This window comes from Rhizobium sp. CBN3, assembly GCF_030518245.1.
Lineage (GTDB): Bacteria > Pseudomonadota > Alphaproteobacteria > Rhizobiales > Rhizobiaceae > Rhizobium > Rhizobium aethiopicum_A.
In genome coordinates this window covers 103,968-130,365 of the sequence record NZ_JAULSE010000004.1, presented here as the reverse complement: position 1 = coordinate 130,365, position 26,398 = coordinate 103,968, and the positions used below count along the sequence as shown (strand labels likewise).

The window sequence follows — 26,398 nt, the reverse complement described above, 5'->3', positions numbered from 1 at the left end:
AAAAGTGTGCAGCGGTTTTGCGTTCGGAATTGCTCTAGATATCATAAGTATGGGCGGCGTTGATCGTCGAGATGAAGCGCTTGGTGCGTTCGCGCTTGGGCGCGCTGAAAATGGCTTTCGCGCTGCCCGTTTCCACCACGCTTCCAGCCTCCAGGAAGACGACGTCATTGGCGATTTTCGAGGCGAGCCGGAGATCATGGGTGGCCATGACCATCGTCGTGCCTTCGCGGGCAAGCTGACCCAGCACATCGACCACTTCCGCCGAGAGTTCCGGATCGAGCGCCGAGGTCGGCTCGTCGCAGAGAAGCACCCGCGGCGACGGCGCGAGTGCCCGGGCGATTGCCACGCGTTGCTGCTGACCACCCGATAAGGTCGAGGGCCAGGCATCGGTCTTTTGCGCCATGCCGACCTTGGTCAGCAGTTCCATGGCGTGTTCGCGCGCTTTCTTCTTCGGCCACTTCAGCACCGTGACCAGACCTTCCATAACGTTTTCGATCGCGGTCTGATGCGGAAAGAGCTGGAAATTCTGGAAGACCATGCCGGTCTGACGGCGGATTTTCTGGATCGCCCGCCAGCCCAAGTGTTTGCCGGGCGCGAAGGAAAGCTCTTCCTCGCCGAGGCGGATCGCGCCCGAAGTTGGGATCTCGAGCAGGTTGATGCAGCGCAGTAGCGTGCTCTTGCCACCGCCGGACGGCCCGACGAGCGCGGTGACGCTGCCCTCGGGAATGCGGATGCTGATATCCTTCAGAATGACGGCATCGCCGAAGCGCTTCTCGATATTGGAAAGCTCGATCATGCGTTTGCCTCCAGCATGCCGCCATAACGCGCGAAACGACGTTCCAGCCGCACCTGCAGCTGCGAGAGGACGGAGCTGAGGACGAGATAGATCAGCGCCGCCTCGATATAAAGGATCAGCGGCTCGTAGGTGGTGGCGACGATGCGTTGCGCCGCCTGGAAGAGCTCCGGCACGGTGATGGCGGCGGCAAGCGAGGTATCCTTGACCAGCGAGATGAAGGTGTTCGACAGAGGCGGCACGGCGACGCGGCCTGCCTGCGGCAGGATCGTCCGGCTCATCGCCTGACGCCAGCTCATGCCGATCGAATAGGCTGCTTCCCACTGGCCCTTCGGCACGGAGGAGATGACCGCGCGGATGATTTCGGAGCTGTAGGCGCCGATATTCAGGGTGAAGCCGATCAGCGCGGCAGGAAAGGCGTCGAGCAGGATGCCGATGCTCGGCAGGCCGTAAAAGATCACGAAGAGCTGAACGAGCAGCGGCGTGCCGCGAATGACCCAGACATAAAAGCGGGCAATCGCCGCGACGGGCGCCGGACCGAAAAGACGGGCGATCGCCGTGATCAGGCCGAGGATCAGACCGAAGGTGAAGGAGAGCAGCGTCAGCGGAATGGTGAAGATCAATCCCGCCCAGAGGAGCGAGGGAAGCGATTCCGCCATCAGTTGGAGCCAGTGCGCCAAGGGACATTCCCTCTCATGGATTGAGTGGTGATATCTCGGAATACCCCTCCCCAACCCCTCCCCACAAGGGGGAGGGGCTTAATCCGCCTCCCGCGCTGCATTAAACAGCGACGGAGCTGCAAGCCGGGACGTTATTTTGAAATGAGGCGGTGCGCCACTAAAGCCCCCCCCCTTGTGGGTGTTCAGACCGGGGAAGGGTTGGGGAGGGGACTTCTTTTCAAGTGGTGCTTACTTCGAAACGTCCTGGCCGAAATATTTGTCGGCGATCTTCTTGTAAGTGCCGTCGGCCTTGATATCGGCAAGCGCCTTGTTGATTTCGGCGAGAAGCTCCGGCTCGTTCTTACGGATGATGATGCCGGAATAATCGGCATTCTCCTGCTCGGCGGCGATCTTTACCGGCGCATCCGGCTTGTGCTTCTTGAAATCGAGGAAGGACAGGCTGTCGTTGATCGTCGCGTCAGCGCGCTTGGTCAGCACGAGCTGGATCGACTGGTCGAAACCATCGGTGCCGACGAGCTCGGCGCCGGATTCGGTGGCGATCTTGCCGAAGTTGCTGGTTAGCGATTGGGCTGATTTCTTGCCCTTCAGGTCGGCGAAGGTCTTGATGCTGTCGTTGCCCTCGCGAACGATGAGCACGGCCTTGGAAGCGATATAGGGTTCGGAGAAATCGTATTTCTGCTTGCGGGCTTCGGTAATGCCGACCTGATTGATGACCGTGTCATAGCGCTTGGCGTCGAGGCCGGCGATCAGGCCGTCCCACTTGCCTTCGACGAATTCGGCTTTGACGCCGAGCTTGGCGGCGATGGCTTCGCCGATTTCGACGTCGAAGCCGACCAGTTTGCCGCTCTCGTCATGATAGGTGAAGGGCGCATAGGTGCCCTCGGTGCCGATCTTGAAGACGCCGGCCGATTTGATGGCGGCGAGGTTTTCGCCGGCATGGGCGGGCAGGAAGGCTGCGGTCTGAATAAGGGCAACGGCGGCGACGGTTTTCAACCAGTTCATTGTTCTATCCATCCTTGGGAGATTGTGATCCGATGAGCGATACTTTGCAGAAAACTAGGGCGGCGGAAGCGAAGAAAACTGCGAATAAAAGCAGCGACTGCAAATATTTTTCTCAAGTGGTCGCCTCCACGCATGAAATCCATGAAATTCGCATCGCCGCGGTCGCGCTGCAGTCTTTGCTCAGCGACCATCGAAGCCCGTGCGCTGTGAATGATGCAGCTTTGTTTCACCGCGTCAGAAAACGTGCAATCGTGCATATTGCCTGCACGATCATAAGCGTTTATGCACGTTCACGTCAGTTAAGCGATTGATCCGGTAGGAACATGCAGGATTTTCTATTGCGAGAGCGTCAGGGCGTCATTTCCGAGCGGCTGCGGCTGAATGGCCGGGTGCTGGCGGCGGAACTTGCGCTCGAATTCGGCGTCTCCGAGGATACGGTCCGGCGCGACCTGCGCGAGATGGCGGCAGCAGGCCTCTGCGAGCGGGTCTATGGCGGCGCTTTGCCGGTGTCGCCGGCACATGGCAGCCTGACGCAGCGCACGGGATTTGCCGCCGACCGCAAGCAGGCCTTGGCGCGGGCTGCGGCAAAGCAGATCGTTGCCGGTTCCTGCGTGTTTTTCGATGCCGGGAGCACCAATTTGGCGATTGCCAATGCCCTACCTGCCGAACTCGAACTAACGGCTGCGACGAATGCGCCGGTGATCGCCGCAGCGCTCATCGACAAGCCCGCCGTCAACGTTATCCTGATCGGCGGCATGGTGGACCGGCAGACAGGCGGCGCGCTCGGCGCCAAGGCCTTGCGGGATATGGAGCAGATTTCACCCGATCTCTGCATTCTCGGCGCCTGCGGCATCGATCTCGAGGCCGGCATCACGACCTTCGGTTTCGAGGATGCAGAATTCAAGCGGTTTGCAGCATCGAGAAGCAAACGGGTTATGGCGGCGGTAACTTCGGAGAAATTCGGCACGGCTGCGCCCCACAGCATCCTTCCGGTTGCGCATTGCGAATGCCTGGTTGTCGAGCACGATGCCGATCCCGCCATTCTTGCGGGTTATCGCGAGCGCGGCTGCCGGACCGTCATCGCCGAAAAAACGAACTGAGCCGTCGTCACGGAGTTTAGAAAAACGGGTGCTCCCAAGCCCGAGATCGAGGAAGACCGAAATGGACAGTCATGTGAATGCGCCGTCGGGAGTCCGCAGCGGCTTCATTACCAGAAGCAGGGCAGCGGTTTCCCTGCTCTTTCTCATGAACGGCTTTGTCGTCGGCTGCTGGGCGCCGAAGATCCCGGATTTTGCCGAGCGTCTCGGACTGAGCAAATTCGAGCTCGGGCTGATGATCATCGTCTTCGGTGTCGGCTCGCTGGTCATGATGCCGATCGCCGGCGCGCAGATCGCCAGGCATGGCTCGCGGGTCGTTGTTCGGGCAACCGCCGTCTGCGTGCTGCCGCTGCTTCTTGCATTGACGCTCGCGCCTAATGTGATTACCGCGGCAATCTCGCTCTTCCTGTTTGGCGGTTTCATCGGCGCCATGGATGTGGCGATGAACGCCAATGCGGTGTCTGTCGAAAAATCCATGCGCCGCGCCATCATGTCGTCCTGCCATGCTTTCTGGAGCCTCGGCGGCTTGGTCGGCTCGGGCCTCGGCGGCATCGTGATCGCCAAACTCGGCGTCCTCGGCCACGCCCAGCTCGCGACGGTGCTGGCGGCGATCTTCCTTGCTCTGGCCTGGCCGATGATCCTTGCGGATCCGCCCCATCCCGATGCCAAGAAGGAAAAGGCGAGGCTGCCGATGGTGCCGCTGCCGTGGCTGCTCGGACTTATGGCGCTGTTCTCCATGGTGCCGGAAGGCGCGGTTCTGGATTGGGGTGCGCTCTATCTCCGCCAGGACATGGATGCGTCGGTGGCGCTTTCCGGTCTCGGTTTCGCTGCCTTTTCGGCGACCATGGCGACCATGCGCTTTGCCGGCGATCTGGTGCGCGACCGCCTCGGGGGCGTCAAGACGCTGCGCATCTGCACGCTCTTTGCCATCGTCGGCATGTTGCTTGCGAGTCTTGCGCCGGACGCCGAGATCGCCATTCTGGGCTTTGCCCTTTGCGGCATCGGCATATCAAACATGGTGCCGATCGCCTTCTCGGCCGCAGGCAATATTCCCGGTCTCAAACCCGGCATCGGCATCTCGGTCGTCACGACGATGGGCTATTCCGGCATGCTCGTCGCGCCGTCGGTGATCGGCTTCGTTGCCGAACATATCGGCTTTGCCGTTGTCTTCATGGCGTTGCCGGTGCTGCTGCTGTTCGTTCTCGTGTTCTCCAAGCTGGCCCATTACGCCGATGGGGTTTCCGGAGGCGGCCACTGAGCCGCCCCGGAACAAAAGTGATGTGGGAGGCGGTTGACAAGCAGCCGGGCTTGATCCACCTGAAAGGCACTGTTTTTAGGGATGCAAGAACTCTGCATGTTGTCAGCCGCCGATTTTGATCCGAAACCGCGCCGCGCTTCTGTCGCCGTCGATGTCGGCGGCGTCATCGTTGGCGGCGGCGCGCCGATCGTCGTGCAATCGATGACGAATACGGATACGGCCGATATCGATTCGACCGTTGCGCAGGTCGCCGCCCTGCACCGGGCAGGCTCGGAGCTGGTGCGCATCACCGTCGATCGCGACGAGAGTGCGGCTGCCGTACCGAAGATCCGCGAAAGGCTGGTGCGGCTCGGCATGGACGTGCCGCTGATCGGCGACTTCCACTATATCGGCCACAAGCTGCTTGCCGATCATCCTGCCTGCGCCGAGGCGCTGGCGAAATATCGCATCAATCCCGGCAATGTCGGCTTCAAGGATAAGAAGGACAAGCAGTTCGCCGAGATTATCGAGATGGCGATCCGCTACGACAAGCCGGTGCGCATCGGCGTCAACTGGGGCTCGCTCGATCAGGATCTCTTGACGGCGCTGATGGATCAGAATGCCGAGGCCGGGTCGCCGCTGTCGGCCCGGCAGGTGACGCGCGAGGCGATCGTGCAGTCGGCGCTGCTTTCCGCCGCCCTTGCCGAGGAGATCGGCCTGCCACGCAACCGCATCATCCTGTCGGCCAAGGTCAGCCAGGTGCAGGACCTGATCGCCGTCAATTCCATGCTCGCCGAGCGTTCCAATCACGCGCTGCATCTCGGCCTGACAGAGGCCGGCATGGGCACCAAGGGTGTTGTCGCTTCGTCGGCCGCGATGGGCTTCGTGCTGCAGCACGGCATCGGCGATACGATCCGCGTGTCGCTGACGCCGGAGCCGAACGGCGACCGCACGCGTGAAGTCCAGGTGGCACAGGAAATCCTGCAGGTCATGGGCTTCCGGCAGTTCGTGCCTGTCGTTGCCGCCTGTCCTGGCTGCGGGCGCACGACCTCGACGGTTTTCCAGGAGCTGGCCCAGAACATCCAGAACGACATCCGCAAGAACATGCCGGTGTGGCGCGAGAAATATCCCGGTGTCGAGGCGCTGAACGTCGCCGTCATGGGCTGCATCGTCAACGGGCCGGGCGAAAGCAAACATGCCGATATCGGCATTTCGCTTCCCGGCACCGGGGAGACGCCGGCCGCGCCGGTTTTCATCGACGGCAAGAAAGCGCTGACGCTGCGCGGCCCCAACATCGCCGCCGATTTCGAGGCGCTTGTCGTCGATTATATCGAGAGGCGTTTCGGCCAGCGGACGGCAGCGGAATGAAGGCCCGCGCATTCGAATGAGCCGGTATTGGTCTGATATCGTCAGCAAGCTTCGGCCCTATGTCGCGGGCGAGCAGCCGCGCATTCCCGGCCTGGTCAAGCTCAACACCAATGAGAATCCCTACGGGCCGTCCCCAAAGGCGATCGAGGCGATCAGGCAAGCGACGGACGATCGTCTGCGGCTCTATCCCGATCCCGCCGCCACCGAGTTGCGCGAGGCGATCGCCGCCCGTTTCGGGCTGACGGCCGAACAAGTATTCGTCGGCAACGGCTCCGATGAGGTTCTCGCCCATACGTTCCAGGCGCTGCTGAACCACGATCTGCCGCTTCTCTATCCCGATGTGACCTACAGCTTCTATCCGACCTATAGCCTGCTATATGGTGTCGAGACTATCGAGATACCTCTCGACGATCAGTTCCGGATGCGGCTGTCGGATTACGACAGACCATGCGGCGCAATCATCATCCCCAATCCGAATGCACCGACAGGTATCGGCCTGCCGCTGGCCGGGATCGAGGCGCTTCTTGCCGCCCATCCGGATGCGGTCGTCGTGATCGACGAGGCTTATGTCGATTTCGGCGGGGAAAGCGCCGTGCCGCTCATTTCTCGCTATCCCAACCTGCTGGTCATCCAAACCTTGTCGAAATCTCGTTCGTTCGCAGGTCTACGCGTCGGCTTCGCCCTGGGGCACCGGGATCTGATCGAGGCGCTGGTGCGGGTCAAGGACAGTTTCAATTCCTATCCGCTCGATCGCCTGGCACAGGTCGGCGCGACGGCGGCGATCAAAGACGAGGCGTGGTTCGAGACATGCCGGCGGAAAATCATCACCAGCCGGGAAAACCTCGTCCGGGAGCTTGAGGCGCTGGATTTCGAGGTGCTGCCGTCGCAGGCGAATTTCATTTTTGTGAGGCACGCAAGCCGGCCGGGCGTAGCCCTTCAAGCCGCTTTGCGGGAGCGCGATGTTCTCATCAGGCGCTTCGCCGAGCCGCGCATTTCGGAGTTCCTGCGCATCAGCATCGGCACCGACGCAGAATGCGCGCGGCTGGTTGCCGCTCTCAAGGAAATATTGGCGGCTTGATCCGACAGTTTAGCTCTTACGGTCGGCGATGAAATGCGCCGCGGCGGTGAGAACAAAGGCGCGAGCACCGTAGGGAGCAAGCAGATCTTCGGCATCGTGCACATGCCGACGAAGCTCGGCCTCGGCCCATTCCATGCCGTGGAGCGCCACGAGCGTGCCCTTGCCACGGCCTGCGTCCTTGCCCGTCGCCTTGCCCATGGTCTCAGTATCCGAAGTCAGGTCGAGAATATCATCGGCCAGCTGGAAGGCGAGGCCGATCTTTTCGCCGAAGGCGCGCAGGCGACGGCGATCTTCGGGCGGGCTTGCCGCGATAATGGCGCCAGCCTCGCAGGCGAAGCGGATCAGCGCGCCGGTTTTCATCGCCTGTAGGCGGATGATGCCGGCTTCGTCGGGAGCCTGCTTTTCCGCGGCAAGATCGAGCGCCTGGCCCCCGGCCATGCCGCCAAGACCGGCTGCCCGGGCGAGGGCAAGCACCAGCGCCGCTTTGCTCGTATCGGGAAGGGCCGTTTCCGGCGCGGCAACGATGTCGAAGGCGTAGGTCAGCAGGCTGTCGCCGGCGAGGATTGCGGTGGCTTCGTCGAACTTGATGTGCACCGTCGGTTTGCCGCGGCGCAGATCGTCATCATCCATTGCCGGCAGGTCGTCATGCACGAGGGAATAGCAGTGAACGCATTCGAGTGCGGCGCCGACCCGAAGGGCCGCTTGCACATCGCCGCCGAGAAGGGCCGCACTTTCGGCAACAAGGAATGGGCGCAATCGCTTGCCGCCGTTCAGCACGGCATAATGCATGGCGCTGCGCAGGGTGTCGGGCCTGACGATTTCATCGGAAAGAGGGCTCGGTGAAAGCAATGTATCGAGCAGCGCCTCGATTTCTCGCGCGTTGTTGCTAAGCCTCGTCTCGAAAGTGTCCCGGTTCGCGTCCATGGGCGCTGTTTGGCATGGGGCATCGGGGCTTGCAACGGAATTGTCGATGACTGCCGCAAGATTTCCCTTGTGCTCTGGCATAAGCGGCTCACAGGCGTTATGAGAACGAAAGGGAGCAAAATGGGCTGGGGACATTGGATATAGCGACGGAGAGAGAGGATATCGCCGACATGCCGGCCCGTCGGCGATGGTTCGAAGATCGGCCTGTGCTGAAGCGTATCGTTCTTGGCTTGCTGGCCGTGCTGATCCTTCCTTACGCGCTGATCTTCCTCTACCTGCTGCCCTTCATCCATCCCGTCTCGACGCTGATGCTGCGCGATCTGGTGCTGCTGCGCGGCTATGACCGCCGATGGGTGTCGCTTGACGAGATCTCTCCGGTCCTGGTGCAATCGGTGATGATGTCCGAAGACGGGCAATATTGTTTCCATGGCGGCGTCGACTGGGCGGAGATGCGCATGCTGGTCGAGGACACGCTGAAAGGTCAGGCGACACGCGGCGGCAGCACGATTCCGATGCAGACGGCCAAGAACCTCTTTCTCTGGAACAGCCGCTCCTTCGTGCGCAAGGCGATGGAGCTTCCGCTCGCCGTCACCACGGATTTCGTCCTGTCGAAACGGCGGCTGATGGAAATCTATCTCAATATCGCCGAATGGGGTCCCGGCATTTACGGCATCGAGGCCGCCGCCCAGCATCATTTCAAGGTACCTGCCTCGAAGCTGACGCGGCGCCAGGCATCGCTGCTTGCCGTTTCGCTGCCGAACCCGATCGACCGCAAAGCAGGCAAGCCCGGACGAGGCCTTCGCCGGCTAGCCGGTGTCATCGAGAGACGCGCGCAGGGTTCGGGCGACTACATCAAGTGCATCTATGAGTGAGATCATAACTTGTCATTAGAAGCGGTGGCCGTCATCTGACATTCTTGGTTCTGCCATATGGGCGAATGCAATCCACCAGAGCCCCCCGAGTCGCCCATGACCGCCCCGACCTTTTCTCCCGAGCTTCTGCTGTACTCGAAGACACACAATTCGAACCCGCCCTCCCATCTCGGCAGCCGCTATGGCAAGATCGGCGGCTTCCTGCCCGAAGCCGGCAACACCATCGTCTGCCACCCCGAGAAGGGTTCAAGAACGCTGACGGCGCTGATAGAGGCGCGTGAGAAATATCTGGCGATGCCCGAGGCGCCGCAATTTCTCTTCACGCCGATCTCGAGCCTTCACATGACGCTTTTCGAGGGCGTCATCGAGACCAGGCGCCGGCAGGACTGCTGGCCTATAGACCTCCCTCTCGAGACGCCGATCGACGATATGACCGAACTCATGGCGGCGCGGTTCGAAGGTTTCTCGATGGCGGAGCCCTTCAAAGTCGCCGTCGTCGAAGCCCGGCCGTCGGGCCTGCTCGTCGACGGAGCGACGGAGAAGGACCGCAAGGTCATGCGCGCCTGGCGCAACGCGCTTGCCGATCTTCTCGGCTATCGCCAGCCCAACCATATGGATTACAAGTTCCACATCACCTTCGCCTATGTGATCGAGCGGCTGGAGGATGAAGCCTTGCCGCGATGGCAGGCAATGCTCGACGAGGTGGCCGAGGATATCCGCCGCAGGGCCCCTGTTTTCGAGCTTGCGCCGCCGGCGTTCTGCGTGTTCGAGGACATGAACCACTTCCACGAACTGTTGATCTTCGATTTCGATGCCTGAACGGGAGAGGCCTATGAACAGACCGACGCTCTACATCGCCAACAAGAATTATTCTTCCTGGTCGTTCCGGCCGTGGATGGCGCTGACGGGCGCCGGCGTCGATTTCGAGGAAGTCCTGATCCCCTTCGACGATGCGGGCGGCAATCCCAATATCAAGGCGATATCGCCGAGCGGCCGGGTTCCGGTCCTGCAGCATGGTGGTTTGAAGATCTGGGAATCTCTGGCGATCATCGAATATGCCGCCGAGCTTTATCCGGATGCCGGCCTTTGGCCGCGCGACCGTGCCGAACGGGCGCTCGCCCGTTCTGTTTCGATGGAAATGCTTTCAGGCTTCCGAGCCCTGCGCAATGCCTGCCCGATGAATATTCGTCGGCCGAGAGGCGGGATCGCATTGCCTGACGGCGTCGACGCCGATGTCGGCCGTATCGAGACGATCTGGCGAGACCTCCTTCAGAAATCCGGCGGACCGTTTCTCTTTGGGCGCTTCAGTGGCGCGGATGCGATGTTTGCGCCTGTGGTCAACCGGTTTGACGTCTATGATCTCGTCAGCCGGGAAGATACACTCATCTATATGGAGACGATGAAGTCGCATTCGGCCTGGCGGAAATGGGAAGAAGCGGCCCGTGCCGAGCCCTGGATCGTGGCGGACGACGAGGTCTGAGGCTCGAATCATCGGCTTCGCAAAAAATATGCATGGGGACTGGTCAAGGCCGCCCCTTGCATGTATAAGCGCGCAAAATTTCCGAAATCGCGACATGTCCGTTTCGGCCGCCAGTCTGGCCGTGGGAATGTTTTGCCCGCAAGTGGAGTAAGAAAAATGGCTGTACCGAAGAGAAAAACGAGCCCGTCCAAGCGCGGCATGCGCCGTTCGGCTGACGCGCTGAAGGCTCCGACCTACGTCGAAGACAAGAATTCCGGCGAACTGCGCCGCCCGCACCATATCGATCTGAAGACCGGCATGTATCGCGGCCGCCAGGTTCTGACGCCGAAGGAAAGCGCATAATTTCCGATCTGGATCATCCGATCGCAAGTTTCAAGGCCGGCTTCATGCCGGCCTTTTGCATTTCGGCAAGATAATATTTGCAACGACTTGCAGTAGGACAGCGGTTTGCGGCAGTATTCTTCCTGCGCAAGGAGATTGCCGATGGTAACCGCAATGCCGCTGATGATTATTCCGTTTGTTCTTTACAATCTGGCGATGCTCGGCCTGATGGGCGGCGGCGGCATCGCCGCCTTACAACATGACATCATCGTGCTATCGATGCTCTCGGGCGCGATCTGGAGCATGGCGCTCGGCGATCTCTTCATCGTCGTCGCCCTTGTCGTGTTGTTCTTCGAAATCCTGAAAGCAACCCGAACCGGGCCTGGCAACCTGCTCAACCACATATTGTCGATGCTGGTCTTCATCGCTTTCCTGGTCGAGTTTCTGCTCGTCCAGGACGCTGCGACGCAAGTGTTCTTCATTTTGATGACGATCGCTCTGATCGATGTGATCGGCGGTTTTGCCGTTTCGATCCGAAGCGCCGGGCGGGATGTCTCTATCGGCCTATAGGTTGTCGAGTTTGTTCTGGAGAGCGCGGAGCTGCTCCTTCAGCTCGTCGATATCCTTGGCCTCGGCCTTGCGGCTCTCCTTGGCCGCCGGCGGTGTCATGAAAGGCGAGAACATCTGCATTGCCTGCTGAAACAGCTCGGTATTGCGGCGAACCTGGTCCTCGACCATCTGCATCGGCAATTGCAGGTTCTTGCCGAGCGGCGTTTCGCCGAAGGCACGGTTTACCTGTTCGCGCATCTGGGACTGCTGCTCGCTGAAGGCGCGCATCGAATGTTCGAGGAAGCTCGGCACGACCATCTGCATCTGGTCACCGTAATAGGTGATCAGCTGGCGCAGGAAGGAGATCGGAAGCAGTGTGTTGCCGGTCTTCGATTCTTGCTCGAAGATGATCTGGGTCAGCACCGAATGGGTGATGTCATCCCCGCTTTTTGCGTCCTGGACGGTAAAATCTTCGCCCTTCTTCACCATCTCCGCCAGATCTTCCAGCGTCACGTAGGTGCTGGTGCCTGTATTGTATAGGCGGCGATTGGCGTATTTCTTGATGACTATCTGACCCTCGTTCTTCGCCATATCAGCCTCCTGAACCCCCGTCTGATTTTTGGATGTTCCTCCACTTCAGACTGTAAACGCAAAAGAAGGCTGGTGACAATCTCTTTGTGCGTTGCGGCAAACCTTTAACAGATCATACGAATTGGCTTTGCGGGCCGCCGGCGAAAAATGCCGGCGGCCGGTCTTCGCGTTTGACTTGTGCTCAAAGCTTTGCCAGTTTCCCCTTATGTAAGTGGGACGAAAAACGAGGAGCCTCCCCATGAGCAATTCATCCGTCGTCATCGCCAGCGCAGGTCGGACAGCCGTCGGCTCGTTCAACGGCGCTTTTGCAACGGTCCCCGCACATGAACTCGGCGCGGCCGTCATTAAGGGCGCGCTCGCGCGAGCCGGTGTCGACGCCGGCGAGGTGGATGAGGTGATCCTCGGCCAGGTGCTGGCCGCGGGCGAAGGCCAGAACCCGGCCCGTCAGGCGGCGATCAAGGCCGGCCTTCCGAAGGAAACGACGGCCTGGGGCGTCAACCAGCTCTGCGGCTCGGGCCTGCGCGCAGTCGCGCTCGGCATGCAGCAGATTGCCACCGGCGATGCGAGGATCATCGTTGCCGGCGGCCAGGAATCCATGTCGATGGCGCCGCATGCCGCGCATTTGCGCGGCGGTGTGAAGATGGGCGACATGAAGATGGTCGACACGATGATCAAGGACGGCCTGACCGATGCCTTCCACGGCTACCATATGGGCATCACCGCCGAGAATATTGCGCGGCAGTGGCAGCTGTCGCGCGACGAGCAGGATCAGTTCGCTGTCGCCTCCCAGAACAAGGCTGAAGCCGCGCAGAAGGCCGGCCGCTTCACCGACGAGATCATTCCCTACATTATCCAGACACGTAAGGGCGACGTGACCGTCGATGCCGACGAATATATCCGCCACGGCGCGACCCTCGAGGCGATGGGCAAGCTGCGCCCGGCTTTCGACAAGGATGGCACTGTCACGGCCGCCAATGCCTCCGGTCTCAACGACGGCGCTGCCGCCGCCGTGCTGATGAGCGAGGCGGAAGCGGCCCGGCGCGGCATTCAGCCGCTTGCCCGCATCGTTTCCTGGGCAACGGCCGGCGTCGATCCGTCGATCATGGGCACCGGCCCGATCCCGGCGTCGCGCAAGGCGCTGGAAAAGGCCGGATGGTCTGTGAACGATCTCGATCTCGTCGAGGCCAACGAGGCCTTCGCGGCTCAGGCTTGCGCCGTCAGCAAGGATCTCGGCTGGGATCCGTCGATCGTCAACGTCAATGGCGGGGCGATTGCGATCGGCCATCCGATCGGCGCCTCCGGCGCGCGCATTCTCAACACGCTGCTGTTCGAGATGAAGCGCCGCGGCGCGAAGAAGGGCCTCGCCACGCTTTGCATTGGCGGCGGCATGGGCGTCGCCATGTGCTTTGAAGCGCTTTAAATAGCATACGATCCGTCATTGATTGAAATGCCGCCACGAGCGGGCGAAAACACAGAGGGGGAGCGGAACATGAGCAGAGTGGCTCTGGTCACCGGAGGTACACGCGGCATCGGCGCAGCGATATCCATGGCGCTGAAAAATGCCGGCTACAGGGTTGCGGCCACTTATGCCGGTAATGACGAGAAGGCTCATGCCTTCCACGACGTCACCGGCGTTGCGGTATTCAAATGGGATGTTTCGGACTACGCTGCCTGCGGTGAAGGGATCACCAAGGTCGAACGAGAGATCGGACCGGTCGAAATCCTCGTCAACAATGCCGGCATCACCCGCGACGCGATGTTCCACAAGATGACGCCGCAACAGTGGCACGAGGTGATCAACACCAACCTCACCGGCCTGTTCAACATGACGCATCAGGTCTGGACAGGCATGCGCGACCGCAGCTTCGGCCGCATCGTCAACATCTCGTCGATCAACGGCCAGAAAGGCCAGATGGGCCAGGCAAACTATTCCGCGGCCAAGGCGGGCGATCTCGGCTTTACCAAGGCGCTTGCCCAGGAAGGCGCGGCGAAAAACATCACCGTCAATGCCATCTGCCCCGGTTATATCGGGACGGAAATGGTGCTTGCCGTGCCGGAGAAAGTGCTGAATGAACGCATCATTCCGCAGATCCCGGTCGGCCGTCTCGGCGAACCGGAAGAAATCGCGCGCTGCGTCACCTTCCTCGTCTCCGACGATGCCGGCTTCATCACCGGTTCGACGCTGACGGCCAATGGCGGGCAGTTCTTCGTTTAAGACAGGACGAACGTTTGTCGATTTGCAAAGGCGCGTTGCAGGACGCGCCTTTGCTTTTTGTTCGGGAGGTCAGAAGCGGTTGCCGGTGTTCCGATCCCGCTGAACCCGAATCTTGACCGGCACTCGCTGCCGCGAGCGATCGCTGCTACGAAGAGCTGAGACCGCGGATGTCAGGAAAGCCGCGGCGACGAGAATAGCGACGGTGGAATTCAGGACAATCTGGTCCATGCGAATATTCCTTTCAGTGCCTCGGGCCATCGTGCCAGCCCTGCGCTCACGAAGGAAATATGCGCCCAGCAAGTGGGCGCCGGTAGATTTGACTTTCACGACCAATCGTCAACGTCACGTTGACACCCGCCGGCAAAGAAAACGGGCGCCGAAGCGCCCGTTGGGAAGTCCGATATGCGTTTGACGGTCAGTAGCGGCAACGAGCCTCGTAGCGGCGGCCGTAGCGGTCGCGATAGACGCAGTAGCCGCGGCGTTCGACCGACTGGCCGATGAGAGCGCCGGTCAGACCGCCGGCAACGGCGCCGACGGCGGCACCACCCCAGCTGTTGGTGACGGCACCACCGATGACCGCGCCGGTGCCGGCGCCGATCGCCGTGCCCTGCTCGGTCGCCGTGCAGGATGCGAGAGCGCCCACGAGCGCGCCGATAAGAACAATCTTCTTCATCATGTCGTAACTCCCCAGGTTGTCGGGCTTTAGATGCGGCCCATTAGTACAAGGATAATGATAATGACGAGAACTAGCCCCAAACCGCCAGAAGGTCCATAGCCCCAGCCACGGCTATAACCCCAGTTTGGCAGAGCTCCGATCAAGAGCAGAATGAGGATAACGAGAAGTATCGTGCCAAGCATGGTGTTTTTCCTTCATTTCATCCGCAATCTGGATGGACAAGAAACACGCATTGGCGATTTTTGTTCCCGGTTGGGCGCGTAAATTAGGACGCAAGGCGATTCATGGTTTGCGATCCGTCACCCCTCACAAATCGCCTGTATGGTTAAAAAGGCATTTAAATACAATATGTTGCGGTGAACAAAGCGGGAAGGTCTCGATGTCTCCGATTCGTCGGTGATTCGTTCCGTTTTTGATCGGCCCAGTGGCGCAAGCCTGCCAGGCTTAAGGCTGTGTGAATTTGCTCGCCGGAACACCGACGTGAGGAGACCTTTCCGCCTGCCCCGCATCTAGCGGCGGAACATCACGACGCCACCAGATATGGCCGTGAACGAAAGGGGAAAACAGCGCAGTCGGCGATTCGTCGCCGATTCGTTCCGGATTTGATCGAAGGGTTAATTTCGGCGGATTTTTCACTTGGCGAAAAGCGCATGACTGACCGCCGGCAGCGCGACAAAATTGCGAACAGGAGAGAGTCCCGCGATTCAGCATTTAGTAGGAAAAAGTGATTCAAAATCAATACTTAGCCGTGAACAAAAGCTGAATCAGCAGGAGTCAGCGATTCGTCTCTGATTCGTTCTCACGCTGTTCCAAATCGGAAATGCGGGCCTTCCAGACGACTCGCAAAGGTCGCAATCCCCGGCGCATTTTGAAATCTGCCCTTGCGTTTGCGGCGGCAGCTGTCCATGTGTTCTGTGCCTCCATCGAGATGGCAAAACTTTTCCCGGGGCGCGCCTGCCTCACTTGCATGGACCATGACTCTGACTTCGCAGCCCATGATTCTGAGCGGGCGCGGTGTGACCGCGGTGCTTGGACCAACCAATACCGGCAAGACCCATTATGCCATCGAGCGCATGGTCGCACACGGGACCGGCGTGATCGGCCTGCCGCTCAGGCTCCTGGCCCGCGAGGTCTATACGCGGGTGGTGGAGAAGGTCGGTTTGCAGAACGTGGCGCTGGTCACCGGCGAAGAAAAGATTTCGCCGCCCAATGCGCGTTTTTCCGTCTGCACGGTCGAGGCGATGCCGCGGGAGACCAAAGCCGCCTTTGTCGCGATCGACGAGGTGCAGCTCGCCGGCGATCTCGAGCGTGGCCATATCTTCACCGACCGCATCCTGCACCTTCGCGGACGTGATGAAACGCTGCTGCTGGGTGCAGGGACGATGCGGCCGATCCTGCAGCACATCCTGCCCGGGATTACGATCGTCGAGCGGCCGCGGCTTTCGCATCTCCTTTACGCCGGGCAGAAGAAGATCACCCGGCTGCCGCAGCGTTCCGCCATCGTCGCCTTTTCCGCCGATGAGGTCTATGCCATCGCCGAGCTCATCCGCCGGCAGCGCGGCGGCGCGGCGGTCGTGCTGGGGGCGCTCAGCCCCCGCACCCGCAATGCACAGGTCGCGCTCTATCAGGCGGGCGACGTCGAATATCTGGTGGCGACCGATGCGATCGGCATGGGCCTCAACCTCGATGTCGATCACGTCGCCTTCGCCCAGGACCGGAAATTCGACGGCTACCAATTCCGCAACCTCAATCCGGCCGAACTCGGCCAGATCGCCGGCCGCGCCGGCCGGCACGTGCGGGACGGCACCTTCGGCGTCACCGGACAGGTCTCGCCCTTCGACGAGGAACTGGTGCAGCGCATCGAGGGACATGAATTCGACAACGTCAAGGTTCTGCAGTGGCGCACGACGGAGATGGACTTCTCCTCGATTCAGTCGCTGCGCGCCAGCCTGGAGGCCGGGCCGCGCGTGCCCGGCCTGACGCGGGCGCTGCCGGCGGTCGACCAGCAGGCGCTCGAGCAGCTTTCGCGCTACCCCGAGGTAATGGACCTCGCCGACAGGCCGGCCCGCGTCGAAAAACTCTGGGAGGCTTGCGCCCTGCCCGACTACCGGCGTATCACTCCGGCCCAACATGCCGATCTTATTTCGACCCTCTTTTCCGATCTCGTGCGCTATGGCACGGTGAACGAGCAGTTTCTTGCGGAGCAGGTTCATCGCTCGGATCGAACTGATGGGGAAATTGACACGCTTTCGGCGCGAATCGCGCAGATAAGGACCTGGACCTACGTTTCGAATCGGCCCGGCTGGCTTGCCGATCCGACACATTGGCAGGAAAAGACGCGGGAAATCGAAGATCGATTGTCCGATGCGTTACATGAAAGGTTGACGAAACGCTTTGTTGATCGCAGGACATCTGTGCTCATGAAGCGCCTGAGAGAGAATGCGATGCTGGAAGCTGAAATCAGTGTGAATGGCGATGTCTTCGTTGAAGGACATCATGTGGGGCAGTTGAGCGGATTCCGTTTCACCCCGGTGGCGGGAACGGATGGACCGGATGCCAAGGCGGTTCAGGCTGCGTCGCAGAAGGCGCTCGCGCTCGAGTTCGAAGCCCGTGCGGCCCGGCTGCATGCCGCGGGCAACAGCGATCTGGCGATCGGTTCGGATGGCTTGATCCGTTGGCTCGGCGATCCGGTGGCGCGGCTTTCGGGCAGCGACCACGTCATGCGTCCGCGTGTGATCCTGCTTGCCGACGAGCAGTTGACGGGCAACGCCCGCGATCACGTCGCCGCCCGTATCGAACGTTTCGTCAATCATCACATCAGCACGGTATTGAAGCCGCTGGACGATCTGTCGCGCGCCGAAGACCTGCAGGGTCTTGCCAAGGGCCTTGCCTTCCAGCTGGTCGAAAATCTCGGCGTGCTCTTCCGCCGTGACGTCACCGAGGAGGTGAAGTCGCTGGATCAGGAGGCTCGCGCCTCCATGCGCCGCTACGGCGTGCGTTTCGGTGCCTATCATATCTTTGTTCCGGCCCTTCTGAAGCCGGCACCGGCCGAACTGATCACGCTGCTCTGGGCGTTGAAGAACGACGGTCTCGACAAGCCGGGCTACGGCGATCTCATTCCCGTGCTTGCCGCCGGGCGCACCTCGGTCGTCACCGATCCGAGCTTCGAGCGGATGTTCTACAAGCTCGCCGGCTTCCGTTTCCTCGGCAAGCGCGCCGTGCGCATCGACATTCTGGAGCGGCTCGCCGATATCATTCGTCCGCTGCTGCAATGGAAGCCCGGTCAGAGCAATCGTCCGGAGGGCGCCTATGACGGTCGCCGTTTCACGACGACGACGGCGATGCTGTCGATTCTCGGGGCGACGCTCGAGGACATGGAAGAGATCCTCAAGGGCCTCGGCTATCGCGCCGATGCCGTGAAGGCGGAAGAGGCGTCGGCCCATCTTGCGGCGCAGGACGCAGCTTCAGCCCCTGCCGCCTCCGCGGAAACATCCGCGGAAGAAGCGGCGGAAAAAGCCGATCACGACGATGCCGACGGAGCGACCGAAGAGGCTGCTTCCGAGCCATCCGCAGCCGAGCCGGCTTCGACGGCGGCCGACGTCCCCGCGACAGAAGCGAACGACGGCAACGCTGCGGCCGAAGTGACTGAGGCAACCGCTACGGCAGAGGCTGCCGCTTCCGGGGAAGCTGGCGAGCCGGCGGAACCGAAGCCGGTTCTTTTGTGGCGTCTCGGCGGCCGCAATGACAATCATCGCCAGGCACGCGGCGGCCATGGCGAACGCCGGGGCGGCCAGAACCAGGAGCGCGGCGAGCGCAATCGCCGTCCGAACGGTGGTGAAGGCGGCGAGGGCAACCGTGGCGGCGACGGGCGCGACAACCGCCACGGCCGCGGCAAGGACGGTGGCCGCCGCGACGGCGGCAGGCCGCAGCCAAGCGGCGAGCGCAAGGACCAGCCGCGCGGTGATCGTCAGGATCGTGGCGACCGGAAGGACCGCGGCGAGCGTAACGATCGCAATGACCGCAACGACCGCAACAACAATCGCGGCGCCCAGCCGCTGCGCTTCGAGGCCAAGCCGCCGCGCAAGGAGAAGCCGATCGATCCGGATTCGCCCTTCGCCAAGCTCGCAGCTCTCAAGGAACAGATGAAGAAGTAATCATGGGCGGGGAGACACAGCCGGCAAGCGGTTCGCGCCAGCGCATCGACAAGTGGCTGTTCTTCACGCGCATGGTGAAGTCGCGCTCGCTGGCCCAGAGCCATGTCCAGTCGGGGCACGTGCGCATCAACGGCGAGCGCTGCAGTCACCCGAGCCAGATGGTCAAGCCGGGCGACCGTGTCGAACTGACGCTGGAGCGGCGCGACGTCATCCTCGTCGTGCGTCTCGCCGGGGAGCGGCGGGGTCCCTATGAGGAGGCTCGCCTGCTCTACGACGACCAATCCCCACCGCCGGATGAGACAAAACGTCTCACGCCGTTTGAGCAAGCGACCCGTGCGACCGGTACCGGTCGTCCGACCAAGAAGGAAAGACGTGCAATCGACAGGCTGATGTCGGACGAGGATTAGAAAACTCTGTCTGTGGTGGCGGCTTTTGCAGATCGTTTATCCTTGAAATCCGGCGCCAAAGCCGATAGGTCACTGACAACTTGCCGGAAGCGTGCTTGCCTGCCAAGCCTGTCCACGCTTTTCGCCCGGCAAGGGGATAGGCGCGACGTTCCAGGTTGCCCGGCCCCATCCGCATGAAATCCTGGAGTTCTTCATGACCTATGTCGTGACCGACAATTGCATCAAGTGCAAATACACCGATTGCGTGGAAGTCTGCCCCGTCGACTGCTTTTATGAAGGCGAGAATTTTCTCGTCATCCATCCCGACGAATGCATCGATTGCGGCGTCTGCGAACCGGAATGTCCCGCCGAGGCGATCAAGCCGGATACCGAGCCGGGCCTCGACAAATGGCTGAAGATCAATACCGAGTATGCCAGCATATGGCCGAACATCACGGTCAAGAAGGACCCGTTGCCGGAGGCCAAAGAAATGGATGGCCAGACCGGAAAATTCGAGAAATACTTCTCCGAAAAACCCGGTTCCGGCGACTAAGACGGTTGCGCGATTCGGCCGCCGCATTTGAGCGGCCATGCGCTGAAACGTTTTAAATCCTGCGTCTGGCATATGGGTGATCTGTGTTGCCCGCATGACTCAGACGAAGCAAATTATTGATTTCCTCATATTTTTGTGATAGGTTTCGCCTACTGTTCCATTTGTGGCATGACGCATGCCCAAAACCATCACGAAAGCAAAACCAATCCGTACGCGGTTTCCGTGACATATCAACGCTTTGAGCGCCGGGTCCCCCAGATCGCGCGCAAGAAGTCCTTGCTTTTGCCTGATGGGACCAGAGTGAAGTCACCCGACGGATGCAACCGTCTCAACCGGGCCTGACTGACCCGGCTCCGGCCGCCGCCGGAAGCGTAACAGGGAGTTTTTGAATAGAATGACGACTCAGCAGAAAAAACCTTCTACAGCACGTCACGGCTTCAAGACCGGTGAATCGATCGTCTACCCCGCTCATGGCGTCGGTACCATCACCGCTATCGAAGAGCAAGAAGTTGCCGGCATGAAGCTTGAACTTTTCGTTATCGATTTCGAAAAGGACAAGATGCGCCTGAAGGTTCCGGTCGCCAAGGCGATGAGCATCGGAATGCGCAAGCTTTCGGAAACGGATTTCGTCGATCGTGCGTTGAAGGTTGTGCAGGGAAAGGCGCGCGTCAAGCGCACCATGTGGTCCCGTCGCGCCCAGGAATATGATGCCAAGATCAATTCCGGCGATCTGATTTCCATCGCTGAAGTCGTGCGTGATCTCTATCGTGCAGAAAACCAGCCCGAGCAGTCCTATTCCGAGCGCCAGCTCTACGAAGCAGCGCTCGATCGCATGGCGCGCGAAATCGCCGCCGTCAACAAGATGTCGGAAACCGAAGCCGTCCGCCTCGTCGAGACCAACCTCAACAAGGGTCCGAAGCGCGGCAAGGCGATCGAAGAAGACGATTCGCAGGACGAAGCCGCTTAAGGCAGTCCTGTCTCTCCCATGAAAAAACCCGGCCTTCGCGCCGGGTTTTTTATTGGAACTTTTTCCCGACTGACGCGTTTACTACACGTAATTGCGGACTGCTCGTCGGGCGCTGGCTCGTCGGGCGAACTGCCATTCCGTCAATATTCGGTGAGGAGCGGCTCATGCCTTTTCAATATTGCCCGTTCGGCAACGTGAAGAAACAGGTCCGACCCAGCCGTCTTAGCGGCACATGATGAGAAATAGGGCCTTTCCCTGAAAAGTCTAGGGTGAGGCCCTTTTGCATTCGGAACCCCATTCAGTCCGGACAGCGATGTTCCGGAAGGTGAGTTTTATTGTTCATTTTGAGGGCGAAGGCCTGTTTCGGGAGATCGAAATGAAGAACATGTCTGCAGATCGGCGCATGATCAAAATCGCGATGGCCGCCCCCTATCTCGCCCGCCAGGAAGAGCATGATCTCGCCACCCGCTGGAAAGATCACGACGATCGCGGTGCGCGCAACCAAATCGCCATGGCGCATATGCGCCTGGTTATCTCTATGGCCGGCAAGTTCCGCAATTTCGGTCTGCCGATGAGCGACCTCGTGCAAGAGGGCTATGTCGGCCTGCTGGAAGCCGCCGCGCGTTTCGAACCGGAACGTGACGTGCGTTTTTCGACCTATGCCAGTTGGTGGATCAGGGCGTCGATTCAGGATTATATCCTGCGCAACTGGTCGATCGTGCGCGGCGGCACCAGTTCGGCGCAGAAGGCGCTATTCTTCAATCTGCGCCGCCTGCGCGCCAAGCTCGCCAGGGGCGATACGCAGCTAACGCTGCAATCCATTCATCAGGAAATCGCCGCGGCTCTCGGCGTCAGCCTTGCCGACGTGCAGACCATGGATGCCAGGCTTTCCGGCAACGACGCTTCGCTGCAGGCGCCTTCCGTCTCCGGCGATGCCGAGAGCGCGGAGAAGATGGATTTTCTCGTCAGCGACGATCCGCTGCCGGACGAGCAGGTTTCCAATATGATCGACGGCGAACGCCGCCGCGTCTGGCTCGCCTCGGCGCTGAAACATCTCAACGAACGCGAGATGAAGATCATCAGCGCCCGGCGCCTGGCGGAAGACGGCGCGACGCTCGAAGAACTTGGCGCCGATCTCGGCATTTCCAAGGAGCGCGTGCGGCAGATTGAAAGCCGGGCGATGGAAAAGCTTCGCAGCGCGCTGGTCAGCGCCGACCCCCATATGGCGGCCTACGCCTGAACTTCTTTACCCTCCAGCAGCACCGACTGGCCCGGCGCAAGCCGGGCTTTTTTATTCGGCGATGATTTTGACGCGATCGCCAGGGGAAACGGCCGCACCCGTCGGCAGGGCATTGATGAGCTTGAAGAGATCGAGCTTGCGGTCGGTACCCATCATCCGGGCGGCAAGCGTCGAGATGTTCTCGCCGGGCCGCACGGTGACGACACGAATGCGCAGCGGCTTCAGCGAGGCAGCTTCAGCCGGCGTCATGCGCCGGAAACTGGCGCGCAGAACATTGGCCGTCGGTTCGAGGGCGTCGCTGCCTTTCGGCACGGCGGTCAGGAAACGGAAGATCTGCGCATTGTTGCGGATGACGGTGACATCGAAATCCCAGCGGTCGGCACTTGCGCGCGCGGTGGCTGCTTCCATGCCATTGACGGTGATCTGCTGAATGGTCGATGGGTCGAGACCGGTCACCCAGCCGCTCGAGATGTAGTTTGTGAGGCTCTGGTTCTGGTTGTCGGCGACGCCATCGAAGCGGACGGCGATGTCGTTGGGACCGGTGGCCATCACGGCTTCGACCTTATTGTCGATCTTGAAGTCCACCGGCACGTCGAAGCGGATGCCGAGGCCGCCATGCAGGAAAGTCTGGCCGCGTACGTAACCTTCTTCCGGGCTGTCGCCATAGAGCAGGCCGTCAATGCCGTCGAGATAATAATCGCGGCCCTTGTCGCCGACCGTCCCCTCCTGGCCGAAGGCGCGCGCATGGGTGCGGGCAAGCTCGATGCGCTGGGCGGAGTTCGGATGGCTCGAGAGGAAGTCGAGGCTCTGGTCGGCTTCGGGGTCGACCGACATGAAGCGGCTGTAGGCCGCCATGGAATCGAGGAAGCGGGCGGCGGCATAGGGGTCGTAACCGGCTTCGCCGAGCATGCGCACGCCGATGACATCGGCCTGCAGCTCCTGCTGGCGGGAGAAGGCGGCAAGCCTGAGCTTGCCCCGGGCAAGCGCCTGCTTGCCGGCGATGTCGCTCGAGAGGACCTCGGCGACGACGCGGCTGGCGATGACTTCAGCTTCTTCGCGCTTCTGCCGCTCGATACCGTGATTCGCTGTCACGTGGCCCATTTCGTGCGACAGCACAGCGGCGACTTCCGAGGCATCGTTGGCAAGGGCGAGCAGGCCGCGGGTGACGTAGAGATACCCGCCCGGCAGCGCAAATGCGTTGATCGCAGGCGAATTCAGGATGGTGATGCGGTAGGACTGGCTCGGATTTTCCGACACCGCCGTCAGCGCGCCGGCAATACGGGCGACGAGGCGCTCGGTCCTGGCATCCTTATATTCGCCGCCGTAGCTTGCCACGATACGCGGATGCTCACGGGCGCCCATCGCCGCGCGCGGATCGTTCTTCTGCACCTCGTCGACGATCTGGGGATTGGAGGACGGCGAGATGCTCGGCTGGTAGGATTGTTCGATCAGCGACTGACACCCGTTCAGCACCATTGCGACAGCTGAAAGCAGCACGAGGCGACGGGTGAAGCGACGCGCCGCAGAGATGGCATAACTGGAAAGCGCGGGCGATTTCCACGTCGTCAAGCTGTCCAGTCTGGTTCTCCGCATCATGTCGCTGTTTTGCCGGTTTGCCGCAGATAGGGACCGGCCTTGGCAAGGGGAACTCAACAGGTGCGCACCCCTGATCTCGCGCCGCATGCTAGGCCGATACACGTCGTTGCTGTAACTGATTTACGCATCGGTTGCATAGCGAGACTCTGTTTAATTATGGCGCCGTTGCATTTTAGCAAGCCTCAGGCATCGAGGTTCCCTTCGCTCGGATGAAATTATGGCGAAAGTTCCGTCAGCAGGCATAGATTTGTCGGCGGCACGGAAAAAGAACGGTTTGATTGAAGCAACAGGCTGGAAAACGGCAGCCCCGCGAGAAAATCGCAACTTTTAATTTATTTACGCGATAATGGAACGTTTGCCGGTGAATATTCCCGTCATGCCGCCCGCTATTCCGCCGCTTCCGCCGCCGCCGATTGCGGTCGCTTCATTTCCCCGCTGCGCGGCAGCTGCACGGGCTTCAGCGTCATTGCGGCAGCAAGGCCGATCAGGGCAATGGCGCAGGAAGTCATGAAAAGGGGCGAGAAGGCGGCGGCATAGACATCTGCGACGGCCTGGCGGCTCGCTTCGGGAAGGGCAGCCATCATCTTCGGCGTCAGCTGTTCGATATCGGCAACACCGGGAATGGGAGCGCCGACCTTGCCGAGCCCGGAGGCGATGATCGCGCCATAGATCGAAATGGCGATCGAGGCGCCGCCCATGCGCGAGAGCGTCACCGAGCCGGTCGCAGCGCCGACGTCGCGGGCGGGGGCGGCATTCTGCACGCCGATGATGGGGACCTGCTGCGCAAGACCGATGCCGATGCCATGCAGCATCATGATCGCGCCGATGACAGCGATCGGCGTTCCCGCATGGACCTGCGACATCAGGGCGAAGGCAATGGCGCTGCAGGTGAGGCTTGCGATGGCGAAGGGCTTGTAGCGGCCGGTCATCGAGATGATACGCCCGGCCGACAGCGATCCGCAGACGAGACCACCGGTCAGCAGAATGAACAGAAGTCCGGCGGCCGATGGCGAAAGGCCGGTCGTCGTCTGCAGGAAGAGAGCGAGATAGTTGACCATGCCGATGGCGATGGCGCCACCCATCACCGATATTAGCAGCAGGAGGCTGAAGGTCGAATTGCGGAAGAGCTGCAGGGGAACGATCGGCTCCGGCGCGCGGCGCTCGACGAACACCCAGGTGACGGCGCAGACGGCGCCGAAGGCGACGATCCCGATACTCTGTGGTGAGATCAACGAGCCGAACAATTCGCTACTGTCTGTGGCAAGCACGATGCTCGTCGTCGTCAGCGCGATCAGCAGCGCGCCGGCATAGTCGATCTTCGGGCGTCGATGCGGCTTGCGGTAGGGCAGCATGAAGGCAAGGCCGGCCAATACGATGAAACCGATCGGCACGTTGACGAGGAAGATCGAGCGCCAGCCGAAGAGATCGCTCATCGTGCCCCCGAGCACCGGGCCGATCGCGCCTGAAGCCATCAGCACGAGGCTCGAATAGCTTTGATAGCGCGCTCGCTCGCGCGGCTCGAACAGATCGGCGTTGACGGCAAAGATCGATACCATGATGCCACCACCGCCAAGGCCCTGCAGCACACGGGCGGCGATCAGCGTGTTCATCGAGACGGCGAAGCCGCAGACCGCGGAGCCGATGGTGAAGATCGCGATCGCCGTCATCATCACATATTTGCGGCCGAAGAGGTCGCCGAGCTTGCCATAGAGCGGCATGACGGCGCTGAGCGCCAGCAGGTAGGCCGAGCCGATCCAGCCGAAACGTTCGAGATGGCCGAACTCGCCGACGATGGTCGGCAGCGCCGTGGAGACGATTTGATTATCAAGCGTCGCCATGAACATGGCGGTCATCAGAAAGAAGAAGAGGATAAGCCGGCGACGACGGTCCGTCACGAGCGGCGCAGGCGCGGGTAGCATGTCCATGGGGCATATTTCCGGGTTCGAGCTATTTATGTGCTATCAGCATGTAATTGTCAACGGCACATGAGTGACCCCGGCATATTCAATTTTGACCTCCGCTCTGCTATGGTTCCGTCATGAATGAGACGCTGACGAAGATCCTGTCCAACAGTCGGGCCGAGCCGGACGATGAGAACCTGCCTCGCATCGGCAGGAGCATGGCGCGCATGCGCCTGATGACCGGGCGAAGGCTGATCGGCAGGCTGGCAATCCAGAGTGCCGCACCGGGCCTTGAGCTTTCCCATCTCGACGTGCTGGACGCCGTACGGCGGGCTGAGCCGCCCGCCGAGGTCACTGTCGGCATGATCGCGGAGATGCTGCGCATCGATCCGTCGCGCGCCAGCCGGGTGGTGGCCGAGATGGTCGGACGCAATGTGTTGCGGCGCGAGGCCTCGCAGGCCGATGCACGGCGGATCGTCGTCGTCATCACAGACGCCGGCCAGGCGCTGCTTGCCGAGATCCATGCGCAGAAAATAGCCATCATCTCCGAGATCGTCTCCGATTGGCCACGCGAGGATATAGAGCGTTTCGCGACGCTGTTCGAACGTTTCATCGGTGGCTACGAGGCGATCTTTCTGTCGCGCGACAAGGACACGCCCGGTTGAGGCGAAAGCGCCGTCCGTCGGGGCCCCTTCCCCTCGCCCCCCCGTTTGCGCTA

28 protein-coding genes are annotated in these 26,398 nt (G+C 61.0%); 18 read left to right on the top strand and 10 right to left on the bottom strand.

What is annotated here, in order from left to right:
• Positions 1 to 34: 34 nt before the first annotated feature.
• From QWJ46_RS08410 to QWJ46_RS08400, 3 genes are all read right to left on the bottom strand, one after another.
• Positions 35 to 796 (bottom strand): amino acid ABC transporter ATP-binding protein, encoded by a 762-nt coding sequence (locus QWJ46_RS08410; RefSeq protein ID WP_302750632.1) that lies wholly within the window; start codon positions 794 to 796, stop codon positions 35 to 37.
• A complete protein-coding gene (locus QWJ46_RS08405) occupies positions 793 to 1,473 on the bottom strand; it encodes an amino acid ABC transporter permease (protein WP_064805609.1) in 681 nt (226 codons plus the stop codon). Before QWJ46_RS08405 ends, QWJ46_RS08410 begins: the two co-directional genes overlap by 4 nt.
• Before the next feature lie 228 nt (positions 1,474 to 1,701).
• A complete protein-coding gene (locus tag QWJ46_RS08400; RefSeq protein ID WP_302750629.1) occupies positions 1,702 to 2,475 on the bottom strand; it encodes an amino acid ABC transporter substrate-binding protein in 774 nt (257 codons plus the stop codon).
• 32 nt (positions 2,476 to 2,507) lie between these two features.
• Here QWJ46_RS08400 and QWJ46_RS08395 point away from each other — a divergent pair, with 32 nt between their 5' ends.
• The 5 genes from QWJ46_RS08395 to hisC all read left to right on the top strand — a co-directional run bounded on the left by QWJ46_RS08395 (position 2,508) and on the right by hisC (position 7,255).
• Positions 2,508 to 2,786, top strand: a complete 279-nt coding sequence (locus QWJ46_RS08395; protein ID WP_302750628.1) for a hypothetical protein — start codon at positions 2,508 to 2,510, stop codon at positions 2,784 to 2,786.
• A gap of 12 nt (positions 2,787 to 2,798) precedes the next feature.
• Positions 2,799 to 3,575 (top strand): DeoR/GlpR family DNA-binding transcription regulator, encoded by a 777-nt coding sequence (locus QWJ46_RS08390; RefSeq protein WP_302750627.1) that lies wholly within the window; start codon positions 2,799 to 2,801, stop codon positions 3,573 to 3,575.
• Between the two features lie 61 nt (positions 3,576 to 3,636).
• Positions 3,637 to 4,830 (top strand): MFS transporter, encoded by a 1,194-nt coding sequence (locus QWJ46_RS08385; RefSeq protein WP_302750626.1) that lies wholly within the window; start codon positions 3,637 to 3,639, stop codon positions 4,828 to 4,830.
• Between the two features lie 96 nt (positions 4,831 to 4,926).
• On the top strand, positions 4,927 to 6,177 hold the full coding sequence (gene ispG / locus QWJ46_RS08380; RefSeq protein WP_302750624.1) for a flavodoxin-dependent (E)-4-hydroxy-3-methylbut-2-enyl-diphosphate synthase: 1,251 nt from the start codon (positions 4,927 to 4,929) through the stop codon (positions 6,175 to 6,177).
• A 16-nt stretch (positions 6,178 to 6,193) separates the two neighbouring features.
• Positions 6,194 to 7,255 carry a histidinol-phosphate transaminase gene (hisC, locus tag QWJ46_RS08375; protein WP_302750622.1) on the top strand — a complete coding sequence of 354 codons (1,062 nt, stop codon included), beginning with the start codon at positions 6,194 to 6,196 and terminating at the stop codon, positions 7,253 to 7,255.
• A gap of 9 nt (positions 7,256 to 7,264) precedes the next feature.
• Here hisC and QWJ46_RS08370 read toward each other — a convergent pair whose 3' ends face one another.
• Positions 7,265 to 8,179, bottom strand: a complete 915-nt coding sequence (locus QWJ46_RS08370) for a polyprenyl synthetase family protein (protein WP_184454627.1) — start codon at positions 8,177 to 8,179, stop codon at positions 7,265 to 7,267.
• 134 nt (positions 8,180 to 8,313) lie between these two features.
• On the opposite strand from QWJ46_RS08370, the gene mtgA reads away from it, so the two are divergent.
• The 5 genes from mtgA (at position 8,314) to QWJ46_RS08345 (ending at position 11,422) form a co-directional block, all read left to right on the top strand.
• Complete coding sequence (gene mtgA, locus QWJ46_RS08365; RefSeq protein ID WP_184454625.1) at positions 8,314 to 9,051, top strand: monofunctional biosynthetic peptidoglycan transglycosylase; 738 nt, start codon at positions 8,314 to 8,316, stop codon at positions 9,049 to 9,051.
• Positions 9,052 to 9,147: 96 nt separating this feature from the next.
• Positions 9,148 to 9,870, top strand: a complete 723-nt coding sequence (locus QWJ46_RS08360) for a DUF1868 domain-containing protein (protein ID WP_184454623.1) — start codon at positions 9,148 to 9,150, stop codon at positions 9,868 to 9,870.
• Between the two features lie 13 nt (positions 9,871 to 9,883).
• The gene (locus QWJ46_RS08355; protein ID WP_302750620.1) at positions 9,884 to 10,531 is read left to right on the top strand and encodes a glutathione S-transferase family protein; all 648 of its coding nucleotides are present in this window, start codon (positions 9,884 to 9,886) and stop codon (positions 10,529 to 10,531) included.
• A gap of 156 nt (positions 10,532 to 10,687) precedes the next feature.
• On the top strand, positions 10,688 to 10,873 hold the full coding sequence (rpmF, locus tag QWJ46_RS08350) for a 50S ribosomal protein L32 (protein WP_003543812.1): 186 nt from the start codon (positions 10,688 to 10,690) through the stop codon (positions 10,871 to 10,873).
• 141 nt (positions 10,874 to 11,014) lie between these two features.
• Positions 11,015 to 11,422, top strand: coding sequence for a hypothetical protein (locus QWJ46_RS08345; RefSeq protein ID WP_184454619.1), 408 nt, complete (start codon positions 11,015 to 11,017; stop codon positions 11,420 to 11,422).
• Here the strand turns inward: QWJ46_RS08345 and phaR are convergent.
• The gene (gene phaR, locus QWJ46_RS08340; RefSeq protein ID WP_064805627.1) at positions 11,417 to 11,992 is read right to left on the bottom strand and encodes a polyhydroxyalkanoate synthesis repressor PhaR; all 576 of its coding nucleotides are present in this window, start codon (positions 11,990 to 11,992) and stop codon (positions 11,417 to 11,419) included. The two genes, QWJ46_RS08345 and phaR, sit on opposite strands and share 6 nt — an antisense overlap.
• A gap of 238 nt (positions 11,993 to 12,230) precedes the next feature.
• Between phaR and QWJ46_RS08335 the strand changes: the two genes are divergently transcribed.
• Both QWJ46_RS08335 and QWJ46_RS08330 read left to right on the top strand, forming a co-directional pair.
• On the top strand, positions 12,231 to 13,412 hold the full coding sequence (locus QWJ46_RS08335; protein ID WP_302750521.1) for an acetyl-CoA C-acetyltransferase: 1,182 nt from the start codon (positions 12,231 to 12,233) through the stop codon (positions 13,410 to 13,412).
• A gap of 69 nt (positions 13,413 to 13,481) precedes the next feature.
• On the top strand, positions 13,482 to 14,207 hold the full coding sequence (locus tag QWJ46_RS08330) for a beta-ketoacyl-ACP reductase (RefSeq protein ID WP_184454615.1): 726 nt from the start codon (positions 13,482 to 13,484) through the stop codon (positions 14,205 to 14,207).
• A 69-nt stretch (positions 14,208 to 14,276) separates the two neighbouring features.
• Here QWJ46_RS08330 and QWJ46_RS08325 read toward each other — a convergent pair whose 3' ends face one another.
• The 3 genes from QWJ46_RS08325 to QWJ46_RS08315 form a co-directional block, all read right to left on the bottom strand.
• Entirely contained in the window at positions 14,277 to 14,435 is a 159-nt protein-coding gene (locus QWJ46_RS08325) for a hypothetical protein (protein ID WP_302750519.1), read from the bottom strand.
• A 187-nt stretch (positions 14,436 to 14,622) separates the two neighbouring features.
• Complete coding sequence (locus QWJ46_RS08320) at positions 14,623 to 14,883, bottom strand: glycine zipper domain-containing protein (RefSeq protein ID WP_003543792.1); 261 nt, start codon at positions 14,881 to 14,883, stop codon at positions 14,623 to 14,625.
• Between the two features lie 26 nt (positions 14,884 to 14,909).
• The gene (locus QWJ46_RS08315) at positions 14,910 to 15,065 is read right to left on the bottom strand and encodes a DUF3309 family protein (RefSeq protein ID WP_003543790.1); all 156 of its coding nucleotides are present in this window, start codon (positions 15,063 to 15,065) and stop codon (positions 14,910 to 14,912) included.
• 792 nt (positions 15,066 to 15,857) lie between these two features.
• Here QWJ46_RS08315 and QWJ46_RS08310 point away from each other — a divergent pair.
• The 5 genes from QWJ46_RS08310 to QWJ46_RS08290 all read left to right on the top strand — a co-directional run bounded on the left by QWJ46_RS08310 (position 15,858) and on the right by QWJ46_RS08290 (position 22,183).
• Entirely contained in the window at positions 15,858 to 19,037 is a 3,180-nt protein-coding gene (locus QWJ46_RS08310) for a helicase-related protein (protein WP_302750510.1), read from the top strand.
• 2 nt (positions 19,038 to 19,039) lie between these two features.
• Positions 19,040 to 19,444 (top strand): RNA-binding S4 domain-containing protein, encoded by a 405-nt coding sequence (locus QWJ46_RS08305; protein ID WP_302750508.1) that lies wholly within the window; start codon positions 19,040 to 19,042, stop codon positions 19,442 to 19,444.
• A gap of 193 nt (positions 19,445 to 19,637) precedes the next feature.
• Positions 19,638 to 19,976 (top strand): ferredoxin FdxA, encoded by a 339-nt coding sequence (gene fdxA, locus QWJ46_RS08300; RefSeq protein ID WP_011427210.1) that lies wholly within the window; start codon positions 19,638 to 19,640, stop codon positions 19,974 to 19,976.
• 394 nt (positions 19,977 to 20,370) lie between these two features.
• Positions 20,371 to 20,943 carry a CarD family transcriptional regulator gene (locus QWJ46_RS08295; protein WP_011427211.1) on the top strand — a complete coding sequence of 191 codons (573 nt, stop codon included), beginning with the start codon at positions 20,371 to 20,373 and terminating at the stop codon, positions 20,941 to 20,943.
• A gap of 376 nt (positions 20,944 to 21,319) precedes the next feature.
• On the top strand, positions 21,320 to 22,183 hold the full coding sequence (locus tag QWJ46_RS08290; RefSeq protein ID WP_011427212.1) for an RNA polymerase factor sigma-32: 864 nt from the start codon (positions 21,320 to 21,322) through the stop codon (positions 22,181 to 22,183).
• Positions 22,184 to 22,234: 51 nt separating this feature from the next.
• On the opposite strand, the gene QWJ46_RS08285 is transcribed toward QWJ46_RS08290, so the two are convergent.
• On the bottom strand, positions 22,235 to 23,779 hold the full coding sequence (locus tag QWJ46_RS08285; protein ID WP_302750500.1) for a M48 family metalloprotease: 1,545 nt from the start codon (positions 23,777 to 23,779) through the stop codon (positions 22,235 to 22,237).
• 386 nt (positions 23,780 to 24,165) lie between these two features.
• Positions 24,166 to 25,704: an MDR family MFS transporter gene (locus QWJ46_RS08280; RefSeq protein WP_302750499.1), complete on the bottom strand. Its 1,539-nt coding sequence runs from the start codon at positions 25,702 to 25,704 to the stop codon at positions 24,166 to 24,168.
• A gap of 113 nt (positions 25,705 to 25,817) precedes the next feature.
• On the opposite strand from QWJ46_RS08280, the gene QWJ46_RS08275 reads away from it, so the two are divergent.
• Complete coding sequence (locus QWJ46_RS08275; RefSeq protein WP_302750498.1) at positions 25,818 to 26,345, top strand: MarR family winged helix-turn-helix transcriptional regulator; 528 nt, start codon at positions 25,818 to 25,820, stop codon at positions 26,343 to 26,345.
• Positions 26,346 to 26,398: the final 53 nt, after the last annotated feature.

Excerpts from the sequence above, each read along its gene's own strand:
- QWJ46_RS08410 (WP_302750632.1), bottom strand. The coding sequence starts at position 796 with ATGATCGAGCTTTCCAATATCGAGAAGCGCTTCGGCGATGCCGTCATT.
- QWJ46_RS08400 (WP_302750629.1), bottom strand. The coding sequence starts at position 2,475 with ATGAACTGGTTGAAAACCGTCGCCGCCGTTGCCCTTATTCAGACCGCA.
- QWJ46_RS08395 (WP_302750628.1), top strand. The coding sequence starts at position 2,508 with ATGAGCGATACTTTGCAGAAAACTAGGGCGGCGGAAGCGAAGAAAACT.
- QWJ46_RS08390 (WP_302750627.1), top strand. The coding sequence starts at position 2,799 with ATGCAGGATTTTCTATTGCGAGAGCGTCAGGGCGTCATTTCCGAGCGG.
- QWJ46_RS08385 (WP_302750626.1), top strand. The coding sequence starts at position 3,637 with ATGGACAGTCATGTGAATGCGCCGTCGGGAGTCCGCAGCGGCTTCATT.
- ispG (WP_302750624.1), top strand. The coding sequence starts at position 4,927 with ATGTTGTCAGCCGCCGATTTTGATCCGAAACCGCGCCGCGCTTCTGTC.
- hisC (WP_302750622.1), top strand. The coding sequence starts at position 6,194 with ATGAGCCGGTATTGGTCTGATATCGTCAGCAAGCTTCGGCCCTATGTC.
- QWJ46_RS08370 (WP_184454627.1), bottom strand. The coding sequence starts at position 8,179 with ATGGACGCGAACCGGGACACTTTCGAGACGAGGCTTAGCAACAACGCG.
- QWJ46_RS08360 (WP_184454623.1), top strand. The coding sequence starts at position 9,148 with ATGACCGCCCCGACCTTTTCTCCCGAGCTTCTGCTGTACTCGAAGACA.
- QWJ46_RS08355 (WP_302750620.1), top strand. The coding sequence starts at position 9,884 with ATGAACAGACCGACGCTCTACATCGCCAACAAGAATTATTCTTCCTGG.
- rpmF (WP_003543812.1), top strand. The coding sequence starts at position 10,688 with ATGGCTGTACCGAAGAGAAAAACGAGCCCGTCCAAGCGCGGCATGCGC.
- QWJ46_RS08345 (WP_184454619.1), top strand. The coding sequence starts at position 11,015 with ATGGTAACCGCAATGCCGCTGATGATTATTCCGTTTGTTCTTTACAAT.
- phaR (WP_064805627.1), bottom strand. The coding sequence starts at position 11,992 with ATGGCGAAGAACGAGGGTCAGATAGTCATCAAGAAATACGCCAATCGC.
- QWJ46_RS08335 (WP_302750521.1), top strand. The coding sequence starts at position 12,231 with ATGAGCAATTCATCCGTCGTCATCGCCAGCGCAGGTCGGACAGCCGTC.
- QWJ46_RS08330 (WP_184454615.1), top strand. The coding sequence starts at position 13,482 with ATGAGCAGAGTGGCTCTGGTCACCGGAGGTACACGCGGCATCGGCGCA.
- QWJ46_RS08325 (WP_302750519.1), bottom strand. The coding sequence starts at position 14,435 with ATGGACCAGATTGTCCTGAATTCCACCGTCGCTATTCTCGTCGCCGCG.
- QWJ46_RS08320 (WP_003543792.1), bottom strand. The coding sequence starts at position 14,883 with ATGATGAAGAAGATTGTTCTTATCGGCGCGCTCGTGGGCGCTCTCGCA.
- QWJ46_RS08315 (WP_003543790.1), bottom strand. The coding sequence starts at position 15,065 with ATGCTTGGCACGATACTTCTCGTTATCCTCATTCTGCTCTTGATCGGA.
- QWJ46_RS08310 (WP_302750510.1), top strand. The coding sequence starts at position 15,858 with ATGACTCTGACTTCGCAGCCCATGATTCTGAGCGGGCGCGGTGTGACC.
- QWJ46_RS08305 (WP_302750508.1), top strand. The coding sequence starts at position 19,040 with ATGGGCGGGGAGACACAGCCGGCAAGCGGTTCGCGCCAGCGCATCGAC.
- fdxA (WP_011427210.1), top strand. The coding sequence starts at position 19,638 with ATGACCTATGTCGTGACCGACAATTGCATCAAGTGCAAATACACCGAT.
- QWJ46_RS08295 (WP_011427211.1), top strand. The coding sequence starts at position 20,371 with ATGACGACTCAGCAGAAAAAACCTTCTACAGCACGTCACGGCTTCAAG.
- QWJ46_RS08290 (WP_011427212.1), top strand. The coding sequence starts at position 21,320 with ATGAAGAACATGTCTGCAGATCGGCGCATGATCAAAATCGCGATGGCC.
- QWJ46_RS08285 (WP_302750500.1), bottom strand. The coding sequence starts at position 23,779 with ATGATGCGGAGAACCAGACTGGACAGCTTGACGACGTGGAAATCGCCC.
- QWJ46_RS08280 (WP_302750499.1), bottom strand. The coding sequence starts at position 25,704 with ATGGACATGCTACCCGCGCCTGCGCCGCTCGTGACGGACCGTCGTCGC.
- QWJ46_RS08275 (WP_302750498.1), top strand. The coding sequence starts at position 25,818 with ATGAATGAGACGCTGACGAAGATCCTGTCCAACAGTCGGGCCGAGCCG.